The 21,168-nt window shown below is 72.6% G+C and carries 21 protein-coding genes; 8 read left to right on the top strand and 13 right to left on the bottom strand.

All coding sequences use genetic code 11. The features are described 5' to 3' along the window. Positions 1-58: 58 nt before the first annotated feature. The 7 genes from ASF17_RS03840 to ASF17_RS03810 all read right to left on the bottom strand — a co-directional run bounded on the left by ASF17_RS03840 (position 59) and on the right by ASF17_RS03810 (position 7,912). Positions 59-1,102 (bottom strand): 4-hydroxythreonine-4-phosphate dehydrogenase PdxA, encoded by a 1,044-nt coding sequence (locus ASF17_RS03840; RefSeq protein WP_082475018.1) that lies wholly within the window; start codon positions 1,100-1,102, stop codon positions 59-61. Continuing rightward, positions 1,099-2,841 (bottom strand): dihydroxyacetone kinase family protein, encoded by a 1,743-nt coding sequence (locus ASF17_RS03835; protein WP_055795363.1) that lies wholly within the window; start codon positions 2,839-2,841, stop codon positions 1,099-1,101. Before ASF17_RS03835 ends, ASF17_RS03840 begins: the two co-directional genes overlap by 4 nt. Further along, complete coding sequence (locus ASF17_RS03830) at positions 2,838-3,836, bottom strand: sugar phosphate isomerase/epimerase family protein (protein WP_055795362.1); 999 nt, start codon at positions 3,834-3,836, stop codon at positions 2,838-2,840. The genes ASF17_RS03835 and ASF17_RS03830 overlap by 4 nt, the downstream gene beginning before the upstream one ends. Beyond that, positions 3,833-5,371 carry a tripartite tricarboxylate transporter permease gene (locus ASF17_RS03825; RefSeq protein WP_055795361.1) on the bottom strand — a complete coding sequence of 513 codons (1,539 nt, stop codon included), beginning with the start codon at positions 5,369-5,371 and terminating at the stop codon, positions 3,833-3,835. The genes ASF17_RS03830 and ASF17_RS03825 overlap by 4 nt, the downstream gene beginning before the upstream one ends. Positions 5,372-5,379: 8 nt before the next feature. Beyond that, on the bottom strand, positions 5,380-5,997 hold the full coding sequence (locus ASF17_RS03820) for a tripartite tricarboxylate transporter TctB family protein (RefSeq protein WP_055795359.1): 618 nt from the start codon (positions 5,995-5,997) through the stop codon (positions 5,380-5,382). Next, the gene (locus ASF17_RS03815; protein WP_055795357.1) at positions 5,994-6,959 is read right to left on the bottom strand and encodes a tripartite tricarboxylate transporter substrate binding protein; all 966 of its coding nucleotides are present in this window, start codon (positions 6,957-6,959) and stop codon (positions 5,994-5,996) included. The genes ASF17_RS03820 and ASF17_RS03815 overlap by 4 nt, the downstream gene beginning before the upstream one ends. A gap of 167 nt (positions 6,960-7,126) precedes the next feature. After that, on the bottom strand, positions 7,127-7,912 hold the full coding sequence (locus ASF17_RS03810) for an SDR family oxidoreductase (RefSeq protein ID WP_055795355.1): 786 nt from the start codon (positions 7,910-7,912) through the stop codon (positions 7,127-7,129). A 226-nt stretch (positions 7,913-8,138) separates the two neighbouring features. Between ASF17_RS03810 and ASF17_RS03805 the strand changes: the two genes are divergently transcribed. Together ASF17_RS03805 and ASF17_RS03800 are read left to right on the top strand one after the other, a co-directional pair. After that, positions 8,139-9,164 (top strand): SDR family NAD(P)-dependent oxidoreductase, encoded by a 1,026-nt coding sequence (locus ASF17_RS03805; RefSeq protein WP_055795353.1) that lies wholly within the window; start codon positions 8,139-8,141, stop codon positions 9,162-9,164. A 117-nt stretch (positions 9,165-9,281) separates the two neighbouring features. Further along, entirely contained in the window at positions 9,282-9,923 is a 642-nt protein-coding gene (locus ASF17_RS03800; protein WP_055795351.1) for a TetR/AcrR family transcriptional regulator, read from the top strand. Here ASF17_RS03800 and ASF17_RS03795 read toward each other — a convergent pair. After that, positions 9,903-11,126 (bottom strand): FAD-binding domain-containing protein, encoded by a 1,224-nt coding sequence (locus ASF17_RS03795; RefSeq protein ID WP_055795349.1) that lies wholly within the window; start codon positions 11,124-11,126, stop codon positions 9,903-9,905. The two genes, ASF17_RS03800 and ASF17_RS03795, sit on opposite strands and share 21 nt — an antisense overlap. A gap of 83 nt (positions 11,127-11,209) precedes the next feature. Then, entirely contained in the window at positions 11,210-11,605 is a 396-nt protein-coding gene (locus ASF17_RS03790; RefSeq protein WP_055795347.1) for a winged helix-turn-helix transcriptional regulator, read from the bottom strand. A gap of 91 nt (positions 11,606-11,696) precedes the next feature. Here ASF17_RS03790 and ASF17_RS03785 point away from each other — a divergent pair, with 91 nt between their 5' ends. Next, the gene (locus ASF17_RS03785; RefSeq protein WP_055795345.1) at positions 11,697-12,347 is read left to right on the top strand and encodes an NAD(P)-dependent oxidoreductase; all 651 of its coding nucleotides are present in this window, start codon (positions 11,697-11,699) and stop codon (positions 12,345-12,347) included. Here the strand turns inward: ASF17_RS03785 and ASF17_RS03780 are convergent. The 3 genes from ASF17_RS03780 to ASF17_RS03770 all read right to left on the bottom strand — a co-directional run bounded on the left by ASF17_RS03780 (position 12,344) and on the right by ASF17_RS03770 (position 15,517). Next, positions 12,344-12,928: a hypothetical protein gene (locus tag ASF17_RS03780; RefSeq protein ID WP_156357277.1), complete on the bottom strand. Its 585-nt coding sequence runs from the start codon at positions 12,926-12,928 to the stop codon at positions 12,344-12,346. The genes ASF17_RS03785 and ASF17_RS03780 overlap by 4 nt on opposite strands. 130 nt (positions 12,929-13,058) lie before the next feature. Continuing rightward, positions 13,059-14,501 (bottom strand): sugar porter family MFS transporter, encoded by a 1,443-nt coding sequence (locus tag ASF17_RS03775; RefSeq protein WP_055795340.1) that lies wholly within the window; start codon positions 14,499-14,501, stop codon positions 13,059-13,061. Between the two features lie 68 nt (positions 14,502-14,569). Then, positions 14,570-15,517: a GlxA family transcriptional regulator gene (locus tag ASF17_RS03770; RefSeq protein ID WP_055795338.1), complete on the bottom strand. Its 948-nt coding sequence runs from the start codon at positions 15,515-15,517 to the stop codon at positions 14,570-14,572. A gap of 133 nt (positions 15,518-15,650) precedes the next feature. Between ASF17_RS03770 and ASF17_RS03765 the strand changes: the two genes are divergently transcribed. The 4 genes from ASF17_RS03765 (at position 15,651) to ASF17_RS03750 (ending at position 19,774) form a co-directional block, all read left to right on the top strand. Beyond that, positions 15,651-16,289 (top strand): isochorismatase family protein, encoded by a 639-nt coding sequence (locus ASF17_RS03765; RefSeq protein ID WP_055795336.1) that lies wholly within the window; start codon positions 15,651-15,653, stop codon positions 16,287-16,289. A gap of 106 nt (positions 16,290-16,395) precedes the next feature. Further along, positions 16,396-17,283 (top strand): helix-turn-helix transcriptional regulator, encoded by an 888-nt coding sequence (locus ASF17_RS03760; RefSeq protein WP_055795334.1) that lies wholly within the window; start codon positions 16,396-16,398, stop codon positions 17,281-17,283. Between the two features lie 74 nt (positions 17,284-17,357). Further along, positions 17,358-18,569, top strand: coding sequence for an MFS transporter (locus ASF17_RS03755; protein WP_055795332.1), 1,212 nt, complete (start codon positions 17,358-17,360; stop codon positions 18,567-18,569). A gap of 158 nt (positions 18,570-18,727) precedes the next feature. Then, positions 18,728-19,774 (top strand): NAD(P)-dependent alcohol dehydrogenase, encoded by a 1,047-nt coding sequence (locus ASF17_RS03750; RefSeq protein ID WP_055795329.1) that lies wholly within the window; start codon positions 18,728-18,730, stop codon positions 19,772-19,774. Between the two features lie 97 nt (positions 19,775-19,871). Here the strand turns inward: ASF17_RS03750 and ykgO are convergent, their stop codons facing one another. Beyond that, the gene (gene ykgO, locus ASF17_RS03745) at positions 19,872-19,994 is read right to left on the bottom strand and encodes a type B 50S ribosomal protein L36 (protein ID WP_055795327.1); all 123 of its coding nucleotides are present in this window, start codon (positions 19,992-19,994) and stop codon (positions 19,872-19,874) included. 61 nt (positions 19,995-20,055) lie between these two features. Between ykgO and ASF17_RS03740 the strand changes: the two genes are divergently transcribed. Continuing rightward, positions 20,056-21,093 carry a GTP-binding protein gene (locus ASF17_RS03740; protein WP_055795324.1) on the top strand — a complete coding sequence of 346 codons (1,038 nt, stop codon included), beginning with the start codon at positions 20,056-20,058 and terminating at the stop codon, positions 21,091-21,093. Positions 21,094-21,168: the final 75 nt, after the last annotated feature.

Genomic DNA, 21,168 nt, shown 5'->3' with positions numbered 1-21,168 from the left:
GGGGGCGACGAGCAGGCGCCCGCCGCCCCGGCCGGGACCGCGCCGCGGGGCCCGGCTCTCAGCCCGCACGGGGGACGGCCCGACGCCCCGCGATCGCGATGGCCACGTCGAGGGCGTTCTGACTCGACGTCACGCTGGCGACCCCGGTGCCCGCGATGTCGAAGGCCGTGCCGTGCGCCGGCGTCGCGATGACGACCGGCAGCCCGCCCTGCACGGTCACGCCGCCGTCGAAGCCCATCAGCTTGATGGCGATCTGACCCTGGTCGTGGTACATCGTGACGATGCCGTCGTAGCGGTCGCGCGAGCCCACGAAGATCGTGTCCGACGGCCACGGCCCGTCGACGGTGATGCCCTCGGCCACGGCCGCCTCGACGCCGGGGCGGATCACGTCGATCTCCTCGCGACCGAAGATGCCGTTCTCGCCGTTGTGCGGGTTGAGCGCGCAGACGCCGAGTCGCGGCGCGGCGACGCCCGAGTCGCGCAGCAGCCCGTGCAGCAGTCGGATCGCGTCGACGACACCGGCGGTCGTCACCCGGGCGGCGACGTCCCGGATGCCGATGTGCGAGGTCACGCGGGCCGTCCACATGCCGGGGATGATGTTGATCTCGCTGGTCACGCCCTCGTAGTGCAGCTCCTTGGCGAACCAGCGCAGCTCGTCCTCCTCGTCCATGCCGCCGAGGTGCAGGCTCGTCTTGTTCAACGGCGTGAAGACGATCGCCCCGATGGCGCCGTCGTTGGCGAGCGCGATGGCCCGCCGCAGCTGGTGCAGCACCCGCTCGCCGGCCTCCCGGCTGACCTGCCGCGCGGGGATCGGCGTCGCGGGGGCCGAGGAGTCGTCGAGCAGGGTCGCGTACCCGGGCCGCGGTTCGTCGCTGAGCGGGATCTCGGCGCCGATGACGGCGGCGGCCGCGTCGAGCTCGCTGCGATCCGCGAGCACGTAGATCTCGGCACGCTCGAGGTTGCGGGGGTCGGCGAGCAGTCGGGCGGCGAGCTCGGGTCCGACCCCGGCGGGGTCGCCGAGGGTCAGCGCGATGCGCGGCCGGACGTCGGGGACGCCCCCGGGGGTCGCGGGCGTCGCGGTCGTGATCGTGGTGTCGGTCATGCTCGGTCCCTTTCAGCGGAACGGTCGTCGGAGGTCGGATCGGCGGCCGTCGCTCGTGCGACGACCCCGGTGATGCGGGCGAACGAGACGGCGCCGGCGTCGGGGTGCCCGACGCTCTTCTCGGCGAGCGGTCGGGCCCGGCCGAGGCGCGGCCGCATCTCGGCCGTCGAGCGGGCGGCGGCCTCGGCGACCTCGGCGGCGCCGGCCCAGGCATCGGCGAGCGGGAGACCCGCCGAGGAGGCGCGGTCCAGCTCGTCGACGGTCGGCGCGAACGCGTCGACGAGCGTCTTGTCGCCCACCTCCGCTCCGCCGAGACGCTGGATCGCGGCGAGCCCGGCGGACGCGGCCCGGGCCGAGGCCCCCGCCGACGACGGATCGCCTTCGGCGGCGAGACTCCCCCCGGCGGCGGTCAGGCAGACGCCCCACAGGGCGCCCGACGTGCCCCCGGCGTTCTCCGCCCAGCCCTCGCCGGCGTCGGCGAGCACCGTCCCGATGCCGGCCCCGCGATCGAGGGCGGCCCGCGCCGCGACGACGGCCGCAGTGATGCCCCGCGACATGCCGATCCCGTGGTCGCCGTCTCCGGCGACGGCGTCCAGGCGCCCGAACTCGTCCTCGGCGGCGAGCACGACGTCGCGCACCTGCTCGAGACCCCGCACGACGCGGGGCGACGCGGCCGCGTGACGCGGATCGTCGGCGGGCGCGGTCGACTCGACCCGCGCCTCCTCGGTCTCCGTGACGGCGTCCTCGACGGATCCGGTCCGGAAGGCGGGAGACGAGGCGGGCGCGGCCCAGAGCCCCTCGAGCTCGTCGTCGACCCAGAAGAGGGTCGCCGAGACGCCGGACATGTCGAGACTCGTGACCAGCTCGCCGACCTCGGGGCGGACGATCGTCAGCCCGGCATCGCCGATCAGGCGCGCGACATGGCCGTACAGCACGAAGAGCTCCTCGTACTTGAAGGTGCCGAGGCCGTTGAGCAGCACGACGACCCGGTCGCCCGCGCCCTCGGGCCGCTCGTCGAGGAGGCGGCCCACGAGCAGCTCGGCCAGCTCGGGGGAGGTCGGCAGATCGGCCTCCGAGATGCCGGGTTCGCCGTGGATGCCGAGGCCGATCGACATGCGCCCGGGCGGGACCTCGAACAGGGGCCGGTCGGCGCCGGGCAGCGTGCAGCCCGAGAAGGCGACGCCGAGCGAGCGGGTGCGGGCGTTCGCACGCCGGCCGAGCTCCTCGACCCGGTCGAGGTCGAACCCCGCCTCGGCCGCGGCGCCGATGATCTTGAAGACGGCCAGGTCGCCGGCGACGCCTCGCCGCTTGGACTCCTCGCCGACCGCGCCGCTGGCGATGTCGTCGGTGACCGCGATCACGCGGACGTCGACGCCCTCGGCCCGCAGCCTCTCGGCCGCCTGGCCGAAGTTCAGCACGTCGCCGGCGTAGTTTCCGAAGGCGAGCACCACTCCCCCGCCGCGCTCGGTGGCCCTCGCGACCCGGTGGACCTGACCGGCCGACGGCGAGGCGAAGATGTTGCCGTACGCTACACCCGCGGCGAGCCCCGTGCCGATCAGACCGGCGAAGGCGGGGTAGTGGCCCGAGCCCCCGCCGATGACGAGCGAGACGCACCCGTCGGCGAGGGGGGCGCGACGGACGATGCCGCCGTCGACCGCCCGCAGCTCGGAGTGGGCGGCGACGAAGCCGGCGAGCGCCTCGTCGGCGAAGGTGGTCGCGTCGTAGTCGAGCACGGTCACGAGACCATCTCCTCGGTGGCGGTGGCGGTGGCAGCCGAGGAGGCGCGGGTCGGCCTCTCGACGGGGGGCGCCTCGGCGGGCAGCACCCGCCGCAGGTAGTCGCGGTTCATCGCCGCGACCCCGAGCCCGTCGCCGCCGTAGTGCTCGCAGACGAAGGTGCCGCGGAACCCGTAGGCGACCGCGTCGCGGACGGCGTGGCGGTAGTTGATGACGCCCAGCTCGAGCGGCGTGGGGACGGCCGTGTAGAGACCGGTCGAGGGATCCTCGTCGCGGGCGTAGTTCTTCACGTGCCAGTAGTTGGCGTGGGGCAGCGTGGCGTGCAGGGTCTCGACCCAGTCGTCGATCGGGCGGTGCAGTCGGACGAGGTTGCCGACGTCGGGGTTGAGGCCGACGTTGTCGAGCCCGACCTCGGTCACGAGCCGCACCGAGCTCGCCGCGGTGCCGAGGTAGGTGTCCTCGTACATCTCGAGGGTCAGCTCGAGCCCGAGGTCGGCGGCGTGCCGGCCCAGCTCGCCGACGCGGTCGACGGCGCGCTGCCAGTTCTCGACGTCGTCGGGCTCGTCGATCTCGCCCTGCGCGGTCCAGAACCAGAGCCGTTCGCGCTGCTCCGCCGTCAGGGGGCGGTGGAAGCCGATGGACAGCACGTCGGCGCCGAGTCGGGCCGCGGCCTCGAGGGTGCGGTGGCTGTAGGCGAGGTTCGCGAGCCCGTCGACCGGGTCGATGATGCTCGAACGGACGACGCAGACGCTGCCGAGCACCACGCCGGCGGCTCGACCCGCGTCGGACAGCTCGTCGAGCCGGCCGGGCGGGAGGTCGCCCACCCGCAGCCAGTTGTCGTTGATCTCGACCCGGTCGAAGCCGGTCTCGCGGATCTGCGTGAAGGCGTCGCTCCAGGTCTCGCCCTCGGCGTCCTGCACGCGCTGCCCCGTTCGGGACACCGCGGGGAACTGCAGCATCGCCGCGGCGATCGGCCAGGTCTCTCGGGTGTGGCTCATGACACGTCCTCGTGCTGTCGGTCGGAAGGGGTGGAGTCGTGGGCGGCGACCGCGGCGGGTCGGCGACGGACGGCGAAGCGGGCGGCGATCTTCGGGCCGACCATGAGGGCGACGGCGAAGAGCAGGATCGTGACGCTGATCGGACTCTGCAGCACGATGCCGAAGCTGCCCTGGCCGAGGGCGGAGGTCTGCACGAGCGCCTTCTCGAACAGCGGGCCGAGCACGAGCCCGAGCACCAGCGGCGCCATGGGGAGGTCGAGCTCCTTCATCAGCCAGCCGACGACCCCGAAGACGAAGACGAGCACCACGCTGAACATGTTGTTGCTCACCGAGTAGGCGCCGACGAAGCTCGTCAGCAGGATGATCGGATAGAGGTAGCCGTAGGGGATCCGCAGCATCTGCGCGAACACCGGCGCGAGCGGCAGGTTGAGCACCAGCAGCATGACGTTGCCGATGAAGAACGAGACGAGCAGCCCCCAGATCAGCGTCGGCTGCGTCTCGAACAGTCGCGGCCCGGGCTGCAGCCCGTAGACCGTGAAGGCGCCGAGCAGCACGGCGGTGGTCCCGCCACCGGGGATGCCGAGGGCCAGCGTCGGCACGAAGTTCGCGTTGGCCGCCGCGTTGTTGGCGCTCTCGGGCGCGGCGACGCCCTCGATCGCGCCCTTGCCGAACAGGGCCTTGCGCGGCGAGACCCGCTTCTCGATGCCGTAGGCCATGAACGACGCGAGGGTCGAGCCGGCGCCGGGCAGGATGCCGAGCACGAAGCCGATCCCGCTGCCGCGGAGGATGGGGCCGGCGCTCTGCTTGAGCTCGCGACGGCTGATGACCATGTCGCGGAACCGCGTGCGGATCGGCGCGTCGGCGCCGAGGCGGATCTGGTGCAGCACCTCGCCCACGGCGAAGAGGCCGATCATGACCTCGACGAACGGGATGCCGCCGAGCAGGTTGACGCTGCCGAACGTGAAGCGCGCGTCGCTGAAGCCGGTGGCGACGCCGACGGTCGAGATGAGCAGGCCGGCGGCCGCCATCATGAGACCGCGCGACAGCGAGCCGCCCGCGAAGCTGACCACGATGATCAGGCCGAGGATCATGATCGCGAGATTCTCGACCGGGCCGAAGTTGAGCGCCAGATCGGCCAGCGGGGGCGCGAGCCACATGAGCAGCGCGAGCGAGATGATCGCCGCGACGAACGAGCCGATGGCGCTGATGGCGAGGGCCGAGCCGGCTTTGCCGTTCTTGGCCATCTGATAGCCGTCGAGCGTGGTGACCACGCTCGCGGCCTCTCCTGGCGTCGAGATCAGCACCGAGGTGATCGTGCCTCCGTACTGGGCGCCGTAGTAGATGCCCGCCAGCATGATGAGCGCCGTGACGGGTTCGAGCGTGAGGGTCAGGGGGATGAGGATGGCCACACCGGTGGTCGAGCCGAGACCGGGCATGAGCCCGATGATCGTGCCGAGCAGCACGCCGATGAAGCACCAGAGCAGGTTCTCGGGCGTGAACGCCGTCGAGAAGCCGAGTGCGAGATTGTCGAGCATGGTCGTCCTTAGATGAGGCCGAGCAGACCCTGCGGCAGCGGAACGCGCAGCAGGGCGACGAAGATGGCGTAGGTGACGCCGCCGGCCACGAGGGCCACGACGACGGACGGCACGAGCGAACGGCGTTCGACGAAGACGGCGATCACGACGAGCATGAGCACGAACGCGATGAGGAACCCGACGAGCTGCACGGCGAGCAGGGTCAGCACGACGATGCCCAGCACGATGCCGAGCATGCGGTTGCGCTGCGACTGCGTGCGGCCGAAGATGTCGACCTCGTCGCCCTCCGCCTCGCGGTGGATCGTCTGCGTGCTCGTCGAGACGGCGCCGGGGTCGGCCGCGTTCTGCTCGGCGAGGTACCCGGCGACGCCGGCGGGAGGCGCGTCGACCGTGTCGAGGATCAGCTCGGCCTGGCTCGGCAGCGCCCGTCGCGGACGGAGCCGCCCGACGATGTCGAGCACGGCGAAGACCGCGACGAGGCCGCCGGCGAGGACCGGCAGGAACCCCGGTCCGATCTCACCGCCCTCGACCGTGACGCCGTAGCCGAGACCGGCCGACACGGCCGAGCCCCCGATCACGGCGAGGACGATGCTCGCGATGAGGCCGCCCCGCTGGGCGCCGGTCATTCGGTGAACACCTTCTCGAGATCGGCCGTGTTGCCCGCCAGGTACTCGGTGAAGTCGTCGCCGTAGACGGCGTTGGCCTGCATGTAGTTGCTCTCGATGTACTGCGTGTAGTCGTCGGTCTCGGCGAAGGCCTCGGCGGCGTCGGTCCAGTACGCCTCGGTCTCGGCCGAGATGCCGCCGGGGGCGATGAAGCCGCGGAACTGCGCGAACGAGACGTCGATGCCCTGCTCGGCCGCCGTGGGGATGTCCGCGAGCTCGTCGTAGGTGTACCGCTCGTCGGCGAAGGCGCAGAGCGCCTTGAGGTCGCCGGCCTCGAGCTGCGCCACGACCTCGGACGGGTTGAGCGACGCGACGTCGACCTGCCCGCCGAGCAGGGCGGTGAGCACCTCGCTGCCGGACTCGAACGGCACCCGGTCGAGCTCGATGCCCTGGTCCTGCTCGACGAGGGTGAAGATGATCTCGTCGAGGCTCGTGGCCCCCGAGACGGCGGCGACGACGCGGTCGTCGTCCGCGGCGTCGATGACGTCGGTGCAGGTGTCGTACGGCGAGTCGGGGGCGACGACCATGAGCGTGAAGTCGTCGCCGAGCTTCATGATCGGCGTGAAGTCCTCGTACGAGAACTCGACGTCCTGAGTGAGCGGGAGGGCGAGCATGGCCGTCTCGGAGGCGAGCAGGGTGTCGGACTTGCCCTGCTGCGCCAGCAGGTACGAGTAGCCGACGGCGCCGGAGCCGCCCTCGCGGTTCTCGACGCTGATGTTCAGACCCGTCCCGGCTTCGAGCCCGGAGGCGATCGCGCGACCCGAGAGGTCGCTGCCGCCGCCGGCGCTGAACGGGACGATCATGCTGATGTTGCCCGACGGGGCGCCGTCGGCGCCCGAGCCCGCACCCGCGGAGCCGCAGGCGGTGAGGGCGAACAGGGCGGTTGCCGCGACCGCGGCAGCGAGGGGGGCTCTTGACTTCATCGTCTCAATCTCCAGTGATTGGTGTCGCCCGGGTGCAGCCACCCGACCGCCGTCAGTATCGCATATCCTATCGGATTCTGGGAAGAGGGAAGATGAGACCGCGGGAACCCGCTCGGACCCCGGCGCGCGCGCTGGGGTCCGAGCGGGTTCGCGGGGTCCGAGCCGCGTCAGTACTTCGCGGACTGCCCGCCGTCGATGGGGACGACGGCCGCGTTGACGTAGGTCGCGTCGTCCGAGAGCAGGAACGCGACGACCGAGGCGATCTCGGGAGCCTCGCCGTAGCGCTTCGTCGGGTTGCCCTGGATGAACTGCTCCGCGGCGCCCTTGGGGTCGTCCGCGTCGATCTGGCGCATGGAGGCCTCGACCATCGGGGTCCAGATGGCGCCGGGCGCGATGGCGTTCACCCGGATGCCGTACCGCCCGTACTCGACCGCCGAGTTGCGCGTCAGTCCGACGACGCCGTGCTTCGCGGCCGCGTAGCCGGACTGGTTGCCGACTCCGCGGATCCCGCCGACGCTGGCGGTGTTGACGACCGCGCCGCCGTCGCCCTGCGCGCGCAGGACTCCGAGCACCTTCTCGAGGCCGAGGAAGACCCCGCGCAGGTTGATCGAGACGACCTTGTCGAACTCGTCGGCCCCGAAGTCCTCGGTGAGGTTCTGCCGCCCCTCGATGCCGGCGTTGTTGAAGAACGCGTCGATGCGACCGAAGCGCTCGAGCGTCGCAGCGACGTAGGCGTCGACGTCGGCCTCGCTCGAGACGTCGGCGACGGCGGTCAGGACCTCCGCGCCGGGGACGGCCTCGAGCACCGCGGCCTCGGAGGCGGCGAGGCCCTTCTCCGAGATGTCGACGAGGGCGAGACGGGCGCCCTCCTGCGCGACGCGGACGGCGGCGGCACGGCCGAGGCCGGACCCTCCGCCGGTGATGAGGACGACCTTGTCGGTGAAACGTTCCATGGGCTCGACTCCGGTTCTCTCGATGACTCGTCGGACCCGACGAGCAGTCGGGCCCGTGGTGCGCCTCGCCGCGCACCGCAGTGCACGCTACACCTGTCGTTTATCGACCCTCAGGCTGGACGCGGAGGCGCTCGTGCGCCTACTGTCACTGAAACGAGACGATTCGTCTCGTAAATGCCCTGACCACGGCCCCTGGGCCGCCGGACCCCGCAGAGAAGAGACGCGCATGACCGAGACCCCCGCACCCCTCACCGGATCGAGCACGATCGCGACCTGGCTCGATCACCCCGAGGGCGGGCCCGCCCTGCGCGCGGCCCTCTCGCAGGGCGGCGCCTTCGACGAGAGCGCCCTGGCCCCCGTCCGCGACCTGCCGCTGCAGCAGCTCGTCTCGCTGAGCCGCGGAACGCTCCCCCAGGAGCTCGTCGACGGCCTCGTGCTGCAGGTCAACGGCGGCGTGATGCCCGACACCGAGGCCTCCGACGCCGGACCGTGGCGCGAGACGATCACGCCGGGCCGCTTCGCGGGCAGGACGGTCGTCGTGACCGGTGCCGCCGGCGGCATCGGCCGGGCCACGGCGTCGCGCGTCGCCCGCGAGGGCGGTCGGGTGATCGCCGTCGACATCACCGCCCCGGGGCTGGAGGCGCTGGTCGCCTCGCTGCCCGGCTCGTCCGTCGAGACCGTGGTCGGCGACATCACCAGCCAGGCCGACATCGACCGCATCGTCGAGGTCGCGGGCGACCGCATCGACGCGCTGGCCAACATCGCCGGCATCAACGACGACTTCTCGCCGCTGCACGAGACGAGCGACGCGATGTGGGAGCGCGTCATCGGCATCAACCTGACCGGCGGCTTCAAGCTGTCGCGGGCGGTCGTGCCGGTCATGCTCGCCGCCGGCCGCGGATCGATCGTCAACGTCGCCTCGGAGGCGGGGCTGCGCGGCAACGCGTCGGGCAACGCGTACACGGTGTCGAAGCACGGCGTGGTCGGGCTGACGAAGTCGGCGGCGTTCATGTACGCGAAGCAGGGCCTGCGCGTCAACGCCGTGGCCCCCGGCGGCGTCGCGACCGGCATCCCGTTCCCGGCGAACGTGTCGGAGGCGGGCTCGGCGCGGCTGCGGCCGTTCCAGGCGGCCATCCCGACGATCGCGACCGCCGAGGAGCTCGCGGCCTCGATCACGTTCCTGCTCAGCGACGACGCGGTCAACATCAACGGCGCGGTGCTCGCCTCCGACGGCGGCTGGTCGGTCCAGTAGCTCCGACGGGCGCTCGTCGGCCCGATGCCACGGGTCGACGGGCGGGGGCCGACGGGCGGGAGCTCGGGAGGCGCGGTGCGCGCGACGCGCGTCGGGTGCGTGCAGGAGGATGACAGCATGAAGACAGCACGCCCCGGTCGGGTCCGCAGCGAGGCCGCGCGCCTGGCGATCCTCGAGGCGACGCGCGACGAGCTCGCCGAGCGCGGCTACGACAGGCTCTCGCTCGACCGGATCGCCGCCGCGGCCGGCGTGGGCAAGGCGACCATCTACCGCTGGTACCCGGGCAAGGGCGCCCTCGTCGCCGAGGGCATGGTCTCGGGGCACCTCCTCCCCCGGGTCGTCGTGCCCGACACCGGCGACGTCCGGGGCGACGTGACGAGCTGGCTGCTCGCGACGGCCGAGTCGTTGACCGACGCCGCCACCGGCGGCCTGATCCGGGCGACGATCGCCGCGACCGCCGAGGACGCCGACGTGGCGCGGCACTACGACGACCACGTCACCTCGGTCGTGCGGGCCGAGCTCGTGACACGGCTCGAGTCGGCGCAGCGCGCCGGGCAGGTCGGCTCCGCGACGCCTCTCGAGGCGCTCGTCGAGACCCTGGTCGGCGTGGTGCTGCTCGGCGTCCTGACCCGCCGGGCCCCCGACGCCTCCGGCCTCGCCGCCACGGTCGCGCTGCTGTTCGAGGGCGCCGGGGTGCCGGGGCCTGGGCCGGCCGCCGACACCGCGCCTCCCCCCGTCTCAGACGGACGGACCGCCTGACGCGAGCCCGGATCGTCGGACGAGGGACGGGATGCTCTCGCGGAACGGGAAGAACCCCCGAGACGCGTGCGGCCACGCCTCGGAGTCCCACCCGCGGCGCACGGTCGCGAGACCGATCCCCTCGGACGCGAGGACGGGACGCAGAGCATCGAGCCGCTCGTGCACCGGGCCGATCGGCGCGTACGGGACGACGACGGTGTCGAGCCGCTCCGTCACCGCCCAGCTCGCGATGGTCGGAGGGCGTGCGTCGGACAGCAGTCGGGCCGCGCGTCCGTCGCCGTCGCGTGCGCGCCCGGCGGCGTCCTCGAGGGCGCCGACCGTGAACGCGGTCACGACCCCCGACGCGCCCCCGGGGGAACGCTCCTCGGCATCGCCCGCGACCGCGGCGGCCACCAGCCGCCCGGCGAGCCCCGGTCGCTCGGCGAGCAGGCTCTCGGGCTCGAGGTCCTCCTCGTGCAGGAGCAGCCCGACCCGTCCCTCGACGGCGCCCACGACGTCGTCCGTCTCGAACGGGGTCCGCGACGGCAGCGGCTCCTCGGTGAGCGCCCGCGCCGTCTCGGCGAGGCCGGTCGGCGAGAAGCGCCCCTCGGTGAACCGGGAGATGTTCTCGGCCGTCGCGAGATACGTCTTGCCCTTCGTCTGCAGACCCGCCACCCAGCGCCACGAGAGCGTGTTGGACGCCGCGTCGCCGTCGAGCAGGTGCCGGTGGAAGAGGTCCGCCCCGAGCTGCCAGGGCAGACCGAGGGTGAAGATCCAGATGCTGGCGAACCACATGCGCGTGTGGTTGTGGAGGTAGCCGGTGTCGATCAGCTCGTGCACCCACGCGTCCAGGGCGTCGATCCCCGTGCGGCCCGCGACGGCCTCCGCGTAGCCCGGAGGGAGGTCGCCGGCGGCGAGCTCGGCGACGTCGCGACGGTACCGGCGCCACACCTCGGCGTTCTGCTCGAGCCAGCCCTTCCAGTAGGTCCGCCAGAAGACCTCCTGCACGAACTTCTCGGCCGCGCCCTGGCTGTGCCGCGAGAGGACGGCGGCGACGACCTCCTGCTCGGTCACGAGGCGATGACGCAGATACGGCGACAGCCCCGAGACGTTGTCGCGGCGGGCACCGAGATCGTGGTTGCGGTCGCGGGCGTAGGCGCCGCCCGCGCGGGGGACGAAGTCGTCGAGCGCCTGGAGGCCGGCGGCTCTGGTCGGGATGATCACCCGCCCATCATGCGATCCGCAAGCGGTGCGCAGCCTGATCGTCCGCAGACGCCCGCGGGAGGGGCGTGGCCGGCCCGCGCCTCCTAGGCGGTCCGCTCGTCGTAGTCGACCCAGGCCTCGCGGACGTCGCCGAAGTGCGCGATCGACCACTCCTCGAGGGCCTTGAGGGGCGCGATGAGCGTGCGACCCGCTGCCGTCAGCTCGTACTCGACCCTCGGGGGCACCTCGGCGAAGACCGTGCGGGTCACGAGACCGTCGCGCTCGAGACCGCGGAGCGTCTGCGTCAGCATCTTCTGCGAGATGCCCGACACCCGCCGTCGGATGTCGGTGAAGCGATGCGGGCCGGAGTCGAGCGTGCCGACGATCAGCACCGTCCAGCGATCGCCGATGCGGTCGAGCACGCGCCGCGTCGGGCAGCCGTCGGCGTAGGGGTCGAGCGCGAGCGACGGATCGACCGGGAGCGAGGGGTCGGTTACCACGAAGTGCCTACTTCCCAATGGTGACTAATGGATCTAGCGTAGCCCTGCGACCCCGGACGGGGAAGCCCACCCGCACCAGAAGGAGAACACCATGAGCACCATCACCGTCGTCGGAGGGACCGGCTACGCCGGCAGCGCCATCGTCCGCGAGGCCGCGAAGCGCGGACACCAGGTCGTCTCGTTCAGCCGCAGCACCCCCGCCGAGGAGGCGCGGGTCGAGGGCGTCCGCTACGAGACCGGTTCGATGCTCGACGCCGAGGCCCGCCTCCGTGCGGTGACAGGCAGCGACGTCGTGGTCTCGTCGCTGTCGCCCCGCGGCGAGCTCGACGGCCGCATCGTCGAGGCCGACCTGGCCCTCGCCGACCTCGCAGCCGAGCACGGCGTGCGCTTCGGCGTCGTCGGCGGCTACAGCTCGCTGCGCCTCGAGGAGGGCGGCCCGCGCATGGCCGAGACCGACCAGCTGCCGCCCGAGTTCGCGAGCGAGGCCAAGCAGATGAACGAGGTGCTCGTGCGCCTCGGCGACGCCCCCGAGGCCCTCGACTGGTTCTTCGTGTCGCCCGCCATGAACTTCGGCGCCTACGCGCCCGGCGAGAGCCGCGGCGAGTACCGCACGGGCGGCGACCTGGCGTTCGCCGACGCCGAGGGCGTCTCGGCCGTCGGCGGGGCCGACTTCGCGCTCGCCATCGTCGACGAGATCGACACGCCGAAGCACCGCCGCGCGCACTTCAGCGTCGCGTACTAGGCCTCACGGCCGCGCGGGCGCGGCGCTGCGCGTGCGGGCTCGGCGGGCGCCGCGGGGGCGGCCGACGCCGCCGCCGGCGCCGCCGGCCCGGCGGCCGCGGGCCCGGGTGCGGGCACCGCGGGCGCGTCGCTCAGCGCACGCTCGGCGGACTCGGCCACGGCGGCGGCGAGCGCGGCGGAGTCCGCGCGCAGCAGCCGGGCCACGCGCGCCCGGGGCAGATCGAGCGCCTCGGCGATGGCGTCGGGGGCGTGACCCCGATCGTGTGCGAGACGCACGGCGCGTCGTCGCAGCGCCCGCGCCTCCTCGGCGGTCGTCTCGGGACGCGAGGCGCGCGCCCACAGGTCCCGCGCCTCCTCGGGGAGCTCGACCACGAGTCGCAGGTCGAGATCGTCGACCGCGACGCCCAGCCACTCGGCGGCGATGTCGCGCGTCTCGATCGTGAGCGGGGCGACACCCACGGAGCCGTGCGAGACCAGCGTGCCGACCACCCGGCCGTCGTCGACCGTCACGACGACCGTCCACGCCGACGGCGCGGAGCGTGTCGCGACGGCGTGCACGGCGCGTCTGCTCGGGGTGGTCATGTCGGGGCTCCTGTCGCGGACGCCGACCGGCTGTCGGACGACGCGCGCGGCCGATGCGTCCCGGTGCACGGCGACGTCGCGCCCTGGCTCCATCAAACGCCCTCCGACGCCCGCCCGCGCCCCGGCGGACTCACTCGGACCGGACCACGGGCACGGATCCGGTGCTGAAGTCCTCTTCGAGCTGCTCGAGCGAGCGCCCCTGCGTCTCGGGCACGCGGGTGATGGCGAAGACCAGGGAGGCGGCGTTCAGCCCGGCGAAGACGAAGAACGTGGTCGAGATGCCGACGGAGGCGACCACGATCGGGAACAGCAGACTGACGACGAAGTTCGTCGACCAGAGCACGAGCGCGGTCAGCCCCATGCCGACGCCGCGCAGCTTCAACGGGAAGATCTCGGAGAGCATCAGCCAGACCAGCGGCCCGATGGTGCCCTGCATGGTTCCCACGAAGCAGATCACGAAGATCAGCACGACGATCGCCCTGCCCAGCCCCTCGGGGATGAGCAGCGACGACAGCCCGATCAGCAGGTGGAACACCGCGACGCCGGCGAACCCGACCGTCAGCATGGCGCGGCGGCCGACCCGGTTGATGATGCGCAGCGCGACGAGCATGGCGACGACCGCGATGACGCCCGCGCCGACGTTGGCGATCAGCGCCCCGTTCTGCGAGAAGCCGGACTGCTGCAGCACCTGCGTGCCGTAGTACATGATCGAGTTGATGCCGGTGAGCTGCTGCGCGACGGCGAGGCCGATGCCGACGCCGAGGATCCGCCGCAGCCACGGCTCCGCCACCAGGTCGGCCAGACGGGCGCCGCGAGCCTCCTCCTCGTGATGGGCGAGGAGGCGCACCTCGTCGAGCTCGGCGACCGCGCGGTCGTCGGCGCGGATCTGCTTCAGCACCGCGAGAGCGTCGTCGTCGCGACCCTGCGCGATCAGCCACCGCGGGCTCTCGGGCACCCGCATCATCCCCAGGAAGAGGGCGATGGCGGGCAGGGCGGCGACCGCCAGCATGAAGCGCCAGACGTCGTCGTGCTCGCCCCAGACGCTGCCGATGACGGCGTTGATCGTGAAGGCCGCCAGCTGGCCGACCACGATCATCAGCTCGTTGCGGCTGACGAGCCCGCCGCGCTGCTCGGTGGGCGCGAGCTCGGCGAGGAACACCGGGACGGTCACCGACGCCCCGCCGACCGCGAGGCCGAGCACGAAGCGGGCGCCCGTGAGGAACTCCCACGACGGCGCCAGGACGCACGCGACGGCCGCGACGAAGAAGAGGACGGCGAGGGCCCTGATGGTCGGCCGCCGCCCGAGGGCATCGGAGACGCGCCCGGTGAAGAAGGCGCCGAGGGCCGCGCCGACGAGGATCGCGGACACCATGACCCCCTCGGTGGTCGGGGTCAGCCCGAGCCCCTCCTCCATCGAGTCGAGGGCGCCGTTGACCACGCCGGTGTCGTAGCCGAAGAGCAGACCGCCGAACGTCGCGATGACGGCGACGAGGCCGAGCCGTCGGGTGTGGGGGCCGGCGACGAGCGCGGGCAGCGGCACACGGGTGGGACTGTCGGGCGGGGTGGTGGGCACGGATCCTCCGTCGGATGGGCGACTCTCCAGTATCCCTGCACGGTGCGCAGCCTTCGCGCACCTCGGCCTCAGGGGCGTGCGTCGAACCGGCGCCGGTACCCCGACGGGGTGCTGCCGAAGGCGCTCGCGAAGTTCTGTCGCAGGGTCACGGGGTTCCCGAATCCGCACGACGCGGCGATCCGATCGATCGAGAGGTCCGACGTCTCGAGCAGGCGCCGGGCCTCGTCGAGGCGACGCGACCGCACCCAGGCGGCCGGGGTGGTGCCCGTCGCGGCCCGGAACGACCGGATGAACGTGCGGCGGCTCATCCGCGCCTGGGCCGCGAGGCGGTCGACTCCGAGCTCGTCGCCCAGGTGCTCGAGCGCCCAGGCCATGGCGACGGCGACGGGGTCGGTCGCGGCGCGCTGCGCCACCGGCCGCTCGATGAACTGCGCCTGGCCCCCTTCGCGATGCGGTGCGACGACGAGGCTCCGCGCGACCCGGTTCGCGGCCTCGGCCCCGAGTCGCGTCCGCACGACGTGCAGGCACGCGTCGATCCCGGAGGCGGTGCCCGCCGAGGTCAGCACGTCGCCGTGATCGAGGTACAGGACGTCGGCCTCGACGGTGATCCCCGGGTGGCGTTCGGCCATGCCCTCGACCGCGTGCCAGTGCGTGACCGCGCTCCGCCCCTCGAGGAGACCGAGATCGGCGACGGCGAGGGCCCCGAGGCAGAGCCCGGCGATGGTGGCCCCGCGCTCGTGGGCCTCGAGCAGCGCGAGGCGGAGCGAGGGTCCGGGCTCGCGCCCGTCGTCGACCCACGAGGGGACGACGACCAGGTCGGCGCCGGTCACTGCCTCGAGCCCGGCGATGCCGCCGAGCGAGTAGCCCTCCGCCGTCGTGACCGAGCCCGGCCGCTCGGAGAACAGGGTCGTCCGCCATGACCCGAGACCCTGACGGGTCACCTCGTCGAACACGATCTGGGGCACCGAGAGATGGAACATCGAGACGCCTTCGAAGGCGTGCACGGCGATCTGCATGGGGCTCCTCCCAGGTGGCCTGAAGTCATCGTATCGCCGCACACGTGCCACTCGTGCGACGGTGGCGCGCGGAGGAGGATCGTCCTCGTCGGCGATCCCGCCCCGACCGTCCGCCCTGAGTGAAGGAGCCCCCATGACCGCACCGAACCGCGCCCTCGTCGTCGTCGACGTCCAGCAGGAGTACTTCGACGGCCCGCTCGAGATCCAGCACCCACCGGTCGACGATTCGCTCGCCCAGGTCACCGCCGCGATCGACGCGGCGACGGCCGCTGGCACCCCCGTCGTCGTGTTCCAGCACACGGCCGGCGAGGGCGCACCCGTCTTCGACCCGACCACCGAGCGCTTCGCCCTGCACCCCGAGATCGAGAAGCGCCGCCAGGCCGGATGGACGTCGATCACGAAGCGCTACAGCTCCGTCTTCGCCGAGACCGGCCTGCTCGACTGGCTGCACGAGAACTCGATCGACACCGTGACCCTCGTCGGCTACATGACGAACAACTGCATCCTCGCCTCGGCCGCCGCAGCCGAGGCCGTCGGCATCACCGCCGAGGTGCTCTCCGACGCGACCGGCGCCATCAGCATCGGCAACGACGCCGGCTTCGTCGACGCCGAGACCGTGCACCGCACGCTCATGGCCCTCCTCGCCTCGAACTTCGCCGCCGTCGCGACGACCGCGGAATGGACGACGGCGCTCTCGACGGGCGCGCCCCTCGTATCGAGCAACCTGCCCGAGTCGGCGACGGCCGGCGCCGCGCGCTTCACCCGGGGCTGACGCGAGGCCGCTCGGGTCGGCTGCTGCACCGGGGGCGAGGTCCCTGCTCCAACAGGGTTCCGGCAGGGCCTGGCTGCGTCCGAGGGGCGACCGTAGGGTCGTGGTCATGGATGAACGAGCCGAGGTCCGCGAGTTCCTCGCGTCACGCCGGGCGCGGCTGTCGCCCGAGCAGGCCGGCGTCGTGAGCGCGGGCGGGCGCCGACGCGTCCCCGGTCTCCGCCGCAACGAGGTCGCCCGACTCGCCGGCGTCAGCGTCGACTACTACACGCGTCTCGAACGCGGCGATCTCGCGGGGGTGTCCGACAGCGTGCTCGACGCGATCTCGCGCGCCCTCGGTCTCGACCAGGCCGAGAACGACCACCTCCACGACCTCGCCCGGGCGTTCACCCCGCCCCGTCGACGCCCGCAGATCACCGGAGAGCCGCGCTTCGCGCAGTCCCCCGTGCAGCACATGCTCGACGCGATGACCGGGGCCGCCGCGATGGTGACGAACACGCGGATGGACCTCGTGGCCGCGAACGCGCTCGGCTTCGCGCTGTACAGCGACATGCACCGGGGCACCCTCCGCCCCGCCAACCACTCGCGGTACATCTTCCTCGACCCGGGCGCGCACGACTTCTACCCCGACTGGGAGCGCGCGGCGAACGTCAACGTCGCGATCCTCCGCCGGGACGCCGGGCGCCACCCGCACGACGCGGGCATCGCCGCCCTCGTCGGCGAGCTCTCGATCCACAGCGACGAGTTCCGCGCCCGCTGGGCCGCCCACGACGTCCGCCGCCACTACACGGGCGCCAAGGAGTTCCGGCACCCGAGCATCGGACTGCTCGAACTGGACTTCCAGGCGATGGAGCTCCAGGACACGCCCGGCCACTCGCTCACCGTCTACACGGCCCGACCGGGCTCGCCCTCCGACGAGGGTCTGCGACTGCTGGCCTCGTGGGCCGCCACCGAGGGCCTCCTCGAGCGCGCCCGCGCGGCCGACAGCTCGACCTGACCCGCGCCTCCCCCGTCATCCGAACCGCCGGGCACGCCCCGGAGGCGCGTCTCTGCGCCCGAAAGGACCTCACGATGGACACCGCGCCCGTCCCCACCCGCTCCCCCCGCGCCTCCTCCCCCGGCGGAGCCCCGGAGCGCCTGCCGGTCGTCTCGCTCGTCGTCCTGGCGACGATGGGTTTCATCCTCGTCGCCATGGAGACGATGCCGGCGGGGCTGCTGCCCGTCATCGCGAACGGCCTCGACACGAGCGAAGGGGCCGTCGGTCTGCTCATCAGCGCCTACGCCCTCGGGACCGTGCTGGCGACCGTTCCGGCCATCACGCTGACCCGTGGGATGCGACGCAAGCCGCTCCTCCTGATCGCGATCACCGGGCTGGTCGTGGCGAACACCGTGACGGCGCTCTCGCCGGTGATCGCGCTCGCCCTGGTGTCGCGGTTCGTCGCCGGCGCCTTCTCGGGCGTGATCTGGGGCATGCTCGCCGCCTACGGCCGCCGCATCAGCCCGCCGAGCCGCGCCGGTCTCTCGCTCGCCGTCGTCTCGGCCGGGGCACCCGTCGGCTTCGCGTTCGGCACGCCGCTCGGCTCGTGGCTCGGCACGACCCTCGACTGGCGCTGGTCGTTCGTCGGGTTGACGCTGCTCGGCGTCGTCGTGCTCTGCCTCGTGGCGATGATCGTGCCCGACGCCGCGCCTGCGCCCGAGGGGGCTCGCCTGTCGCTCGGGCGCGTGTTCCGCATCCCCGGCATCGCGGTGATCCTCGCGGTGATCGCCGCCTGGATGCTGGCGCACAACACGATCTACACCTACGTCTCGCCCTATCTGAGGGCCGGGGGCTCCGGGCTCGGCGTCGATCTCACCCTGCTGATCTACGGAGTGGCGTCGATCGGCGGGATCGTCATCACGGGGGCACTGCTCGACCGGCACCCGCGACCCCTGCTGCACGGCAGCGTCGCGCTCTTCGTGGTCGCCGGCGTGATCCTGCTCGTGGGTCACGAGTCGGTGGCGGCCGTCGTGGTCGCCTCCGTGCTCTGGGGTGTCACGTTCGGCGGCGCGTCGGCTCAGCTGCAGGCGGCTCTGACGACCGTCGGCGGAGACAACGCCGACGTCGCCAACGCGTTCCTGCCAGTGGCCTTCAACGTGGCGATCTTCTTCGCGGGGATCGTCGGCGCCGCCCTGCTGACCGTTGCCGACGGCCTCGTGCTGCCGGTGGTGATGATCGGCTTCGGGGTGGTGGCGTTCGCGCTCACCGTCCTCGGTCGCCGCACCGCGTTCCCTGCGACGCTCTGACCGCGCCTCCTGCAGGCCGTCGCCTCGGGGGGCCCTGTCAGGGCCACCCACGGTCGGCGCGAGAGCGTAACGTCGGAGACGGAGAGCCCGTCGTCGAGCACCGTGTTCCGACCCGCTCCTCATCCCCCGCGAACCGAACCCACCACCCCAGGAGAACCATGCGCACCGTCAACGCCTACGCGGCACCGTCCGCCACCGAGCCCCTCGTCAAGACGACCATCGAGCGCCGCGACGTCGGCCCGAAGGACGTCATGATCGACATCGCCTACGCCGGCATCTGCCACAGCGACATCCACACCGTCCGCGGCGAGTGGGGCGAGATCCAGTACCCGCAGGTCGTCGGCCACGAGATCGTCGGCACCGTCTCGGAGGTCGGCTCCGAGGTCACGAAGCACGAGGTCGGCGACCGGGTCGGCGTCGGCTGCATGGTGAACTCGTGCGGCGAGTGCGAGTACTGCCAGCGCGGCGACGAGCAGTACTGCGCGAAGGGCAACACCGGCACCTACGGCGCGGTCGACCCCGCCGACGGCACCATCACCCAGGGCGGCTACTCGCAGGCCGTCGTCGTCACCGAGGACTTCGTGCTTCGCGTTCCCGAGTCGCTCGACTACGACAAGGTCGCGCCGCTGCTCTGCGCCGGCATCACCCTGTACTCGCCCCTGCACCACTGGGGCGTGACCGAGGGCACCAAGGTCGCCATCGTCGGCATGGGCGGGCTGGGCCACATGGGCGTCAAGATCGCCGCCGCGCTCGGCGCCGAGGTCACCGTGCTGTCGCAGACCACCTCGAAGAAGGACGACTCGCTGCGCTTCGGCGCGAAGGCGCACTACGCGACCAGCGACGAGCAGACCTTCACCGACCTGGCGAACTCGTTCGACATCATCATCAACACCGTCTCGGCCAAGGTCGACATGGGCGCGTACCTCGGCCTGCTGGCCGTCGACGGCACGCTCATCAACGTCGGTGCTCCGTCCGAGCCGCTCGAGGTGCCCGCGTTCGCGCTGATCCCCGCACGTCGCAGCTGGGCCGGCTCCGCCATCGGCGGCATCCGCGAGACGCAGGAGATGCTCGACTTCTGCGCCGAGCACGGCATCGTCCCCGAGACCGAGCTGATCGGCGCCGACGGCATCAACGACGCCTACGAGCGCGTGCTGAAGTCGGACGTCCGCTACCGCTTCGTCATCGACGCGGCCACCTTCGCCTGACCCGTCGCCCGGTCCGGTGCTCCGGAGGCGCCCCTGCTCGTCCGAGCGGGGGCGCCTCCGGCGTTCCCCGGCAGGAGGCGCGGGCAGGGTGGGCGGGTCAGCCCTGGCGCGCCTTCCAGCGCGGGTCCTTCTTGTTGATGACGAAGACGCGGCCGCGGCGGCGGACCACCTGCGACCCGGGGATGGCCTTGAGCGCCTTGAGCGAGTTGCGGACCTTCATGCTGCCTCCAGGAGTCGGTGGGGAGTTGTTAGTGAGAACGGTTATCACTTAGCTTAGGGGCATGACCGACCCGACCCGCGCCTCCTCGTCCCTCCGACACCGGGGTGTCACCATCGTCGCCGGGCAGGGCGCCGGCCCCGTCGATCGCGCCGCCGACATCGTGGCGGGTCCGGCCAGCCTCCGCGTCGCGGTCGGACCCGACACCCACGAGGCCGCGGATTCCGTGCATCGACTGGTGCTCGACCGGGCTCGCGCTGGCGACCGCATCGACGTCGTCGCCACGCTCGAGCCCGGCACCCCGGTGCGACCGACGGCCCTGTTGCTCGGCGCGCTGCTCGACTCCGACCTCGGCCGCCCCAGCGGCGAGTCGCTGCTGCAGCACGTGGTCGCCGTGGTCAGCGCCGTCGACCTCGCCGAACTCGTGCTGGGCGGCGTCGACGACCGGTTCCTCGCCGCCGAGCACGTGATCGACCTCGTCGAGCACGCCACCGTCGTCGCCGTCGCCGACACGTCCGCCGTGCCCGCCGCGGATCTCCGGGTGCTCGAGCGCCTCCTCGCCCGCCTCGCACCCGAGACGCTCGTCGCGTCGACCGCGGCGCTGACGCACGCGTCGCTCTCCGGCCGAGGAGGCGCGGCTCGCCTGGGCGGCGCCGCGGGCTGGATGCAGGCCCTCTCGGATCACACCCCCGACCACCACCACGACGGCGCCATCACCACGTTCGTCTACCGCGACGAGCGCCCGTTCCACCCGGGGCGCCTCGGTCTCGCGCTCGAGCGGACCTTCGCCCCCGGCACCGTCGGCACGGTGCTGCGATCGCGCGGATTCACGCAGTTCGCCACCCGCAGCGACCGCGTCGGGTCGTGGTCGAGCGTCGGGCAGATGCTGAGCCTCGACCCGACCTCGGCGCCGTCCTGGCACCCCGACTCGCCGCACGGCCAGCAGATCGCGTTCTTCGGTCTCGACCTCGACGTGGTGACCATCCGTCGCGATCTCGACACGTGCCTCCTCACCGACGACGAGCTGCTCGGCGACCCCGCCGGGTGGCGCGACTTCGCCGACCCCTTCCCCGTCTGGTCCGAGGAGGGGCACCGGCACTGACGCCGCGGCCGCGCCCCGCACCGCAGCCGAGGAGGCGCCCCTCCGGTCGGCCACGCCCGTCACGACGGTCACGGG

This window comes from Frigoribacterium sp. Leaf263 (genome assembly GCF_001422285.1).
Taxonomy (GTDB): domain Bacteria; phylum Actinomycetota; class Actinomycetes; order Actinomycetales; family Microbacteriaceae; genus Frigoribacterium.
The sequence above is the reverse complement of the archived record's forward strand: the minus strand, read 5'-3'. Positions and strand labels throughout refer to the sequence as shown.

Coding starts and splice junctions, on each gene's coding strand:
- ASF17_RS03830 (WP_055795362.1), bottom strand. CDS start 3,836: ATGAGCCACACCCGAGAGACCTGGCCGATCGCCGCGGCGATGCTGCAG.
- ASF17_RS03740 (WP_055795324.1), top strand. CDS start 20,056: ATGACCGACCCGACCCGCGCCTCCTCGTCCCTCCGACACCGGGGTGTC.
- ASF17_RS03805 (WP_055795353.1), top strand. CDS start 8,139: ATGACCGAGACCCCCGCACCCCTCACCGGATCGAGCACGATCGCGACC.
- ASF17_RS03750 (WP_055795329.1), top strand. CDS start 18,728: ATGCGCACCGTCAACGCCTACGCGGCACCGTCCGCCACCGAGCCCCTC.
- ASF17_RS03800 (WP_055795351.1), top strand. CDS start 9,282: ATGAAGACAGCACGCCCCGGTCGGGTCCGCAGCGAGGCCGCGCGCCTG.
- ASF17_RS03780 (WP_156357277.1), bottom strand. CDS start 12,928: ATGACCACCCCGAGCAGACGCGCCGTGCACGCCGTCGCGACACGCTCC.
- ykgO (WP_055795327.1), bottom strand. CDS start 19,994: ATGAAGGTCCGCAACTCGCTCAAGGCGCTCAAGGCCATCCCCGGGTCG.
- ASF17_RS03770 (WP_055795338.1), bottom strand. CDS start 15,517: ATGCAGATCGCCGTGCACGCCTTCGAAGGCGTCTCGATGTTCCATCTC.
- ASF17_RS03755 (WP_055795332.1), top strand. CDS start 17,358: ATGGACACCGCGCCCGTCCCCACCCGCTCCCCCCGCGCCTCCTCCCCC.
- ASF17_RS03815 (WP_055795357.1), bottom strand. CDS start 6,959: ATGAAGTCAAGAGCCCCCCTCGCTGCCGCGGTCGCGGCAACCGCCCTG.
- ASF17_RS03820 (WP_055795359.1), bottom strand. CDS start 5,997: ATGACCGGCGCCCAGCGGGGCGGCCTCATCGCGAGCATCGTCCTCGCC.
- ASF17_RS03765 (WP_055795336.1), top strand. CDS start 15,651: ATGACCGCACCGAACCGCGCCCTCGTCGTCGTCGACGTCCAGCAGGAG.
- ASF17_RS03785 (WP_055795345.1), top strand. CDS start 11,697: ATGAGCACCATCACCGTCGTCGGAGGGACCGGCTACGCCGGCAGCGCC.
- ASF17_RS03840 (WP_082475018.1), bottom strand. CDS start 1,102: ATGACCGACACCACGATCACGACCGCGACGCCCGCGACCCCCGGGGGC.
- ASF17_RS03810 (WP_055795355.1), bottom strand. CDS start 7,912: ATGGAACGTTTCACCGACAAGGTCGTCCTCATCACCGGCGGAGGGTCC.
- ASF17_RS03825 (WP_055795361.1), bottom strand. CDS start 5,371: ATGCTCGACAATCTCGCACTCGGCTTCTCGACGGCGTTCACGCCCGAG.
- ASF17_RS03760 (WP_055795334.1), top strand. CDS start 16,396: ATGGATGAACGAGCCGAGGTCCGCGAGTTCCTCGCGTCACGCCGGGCG.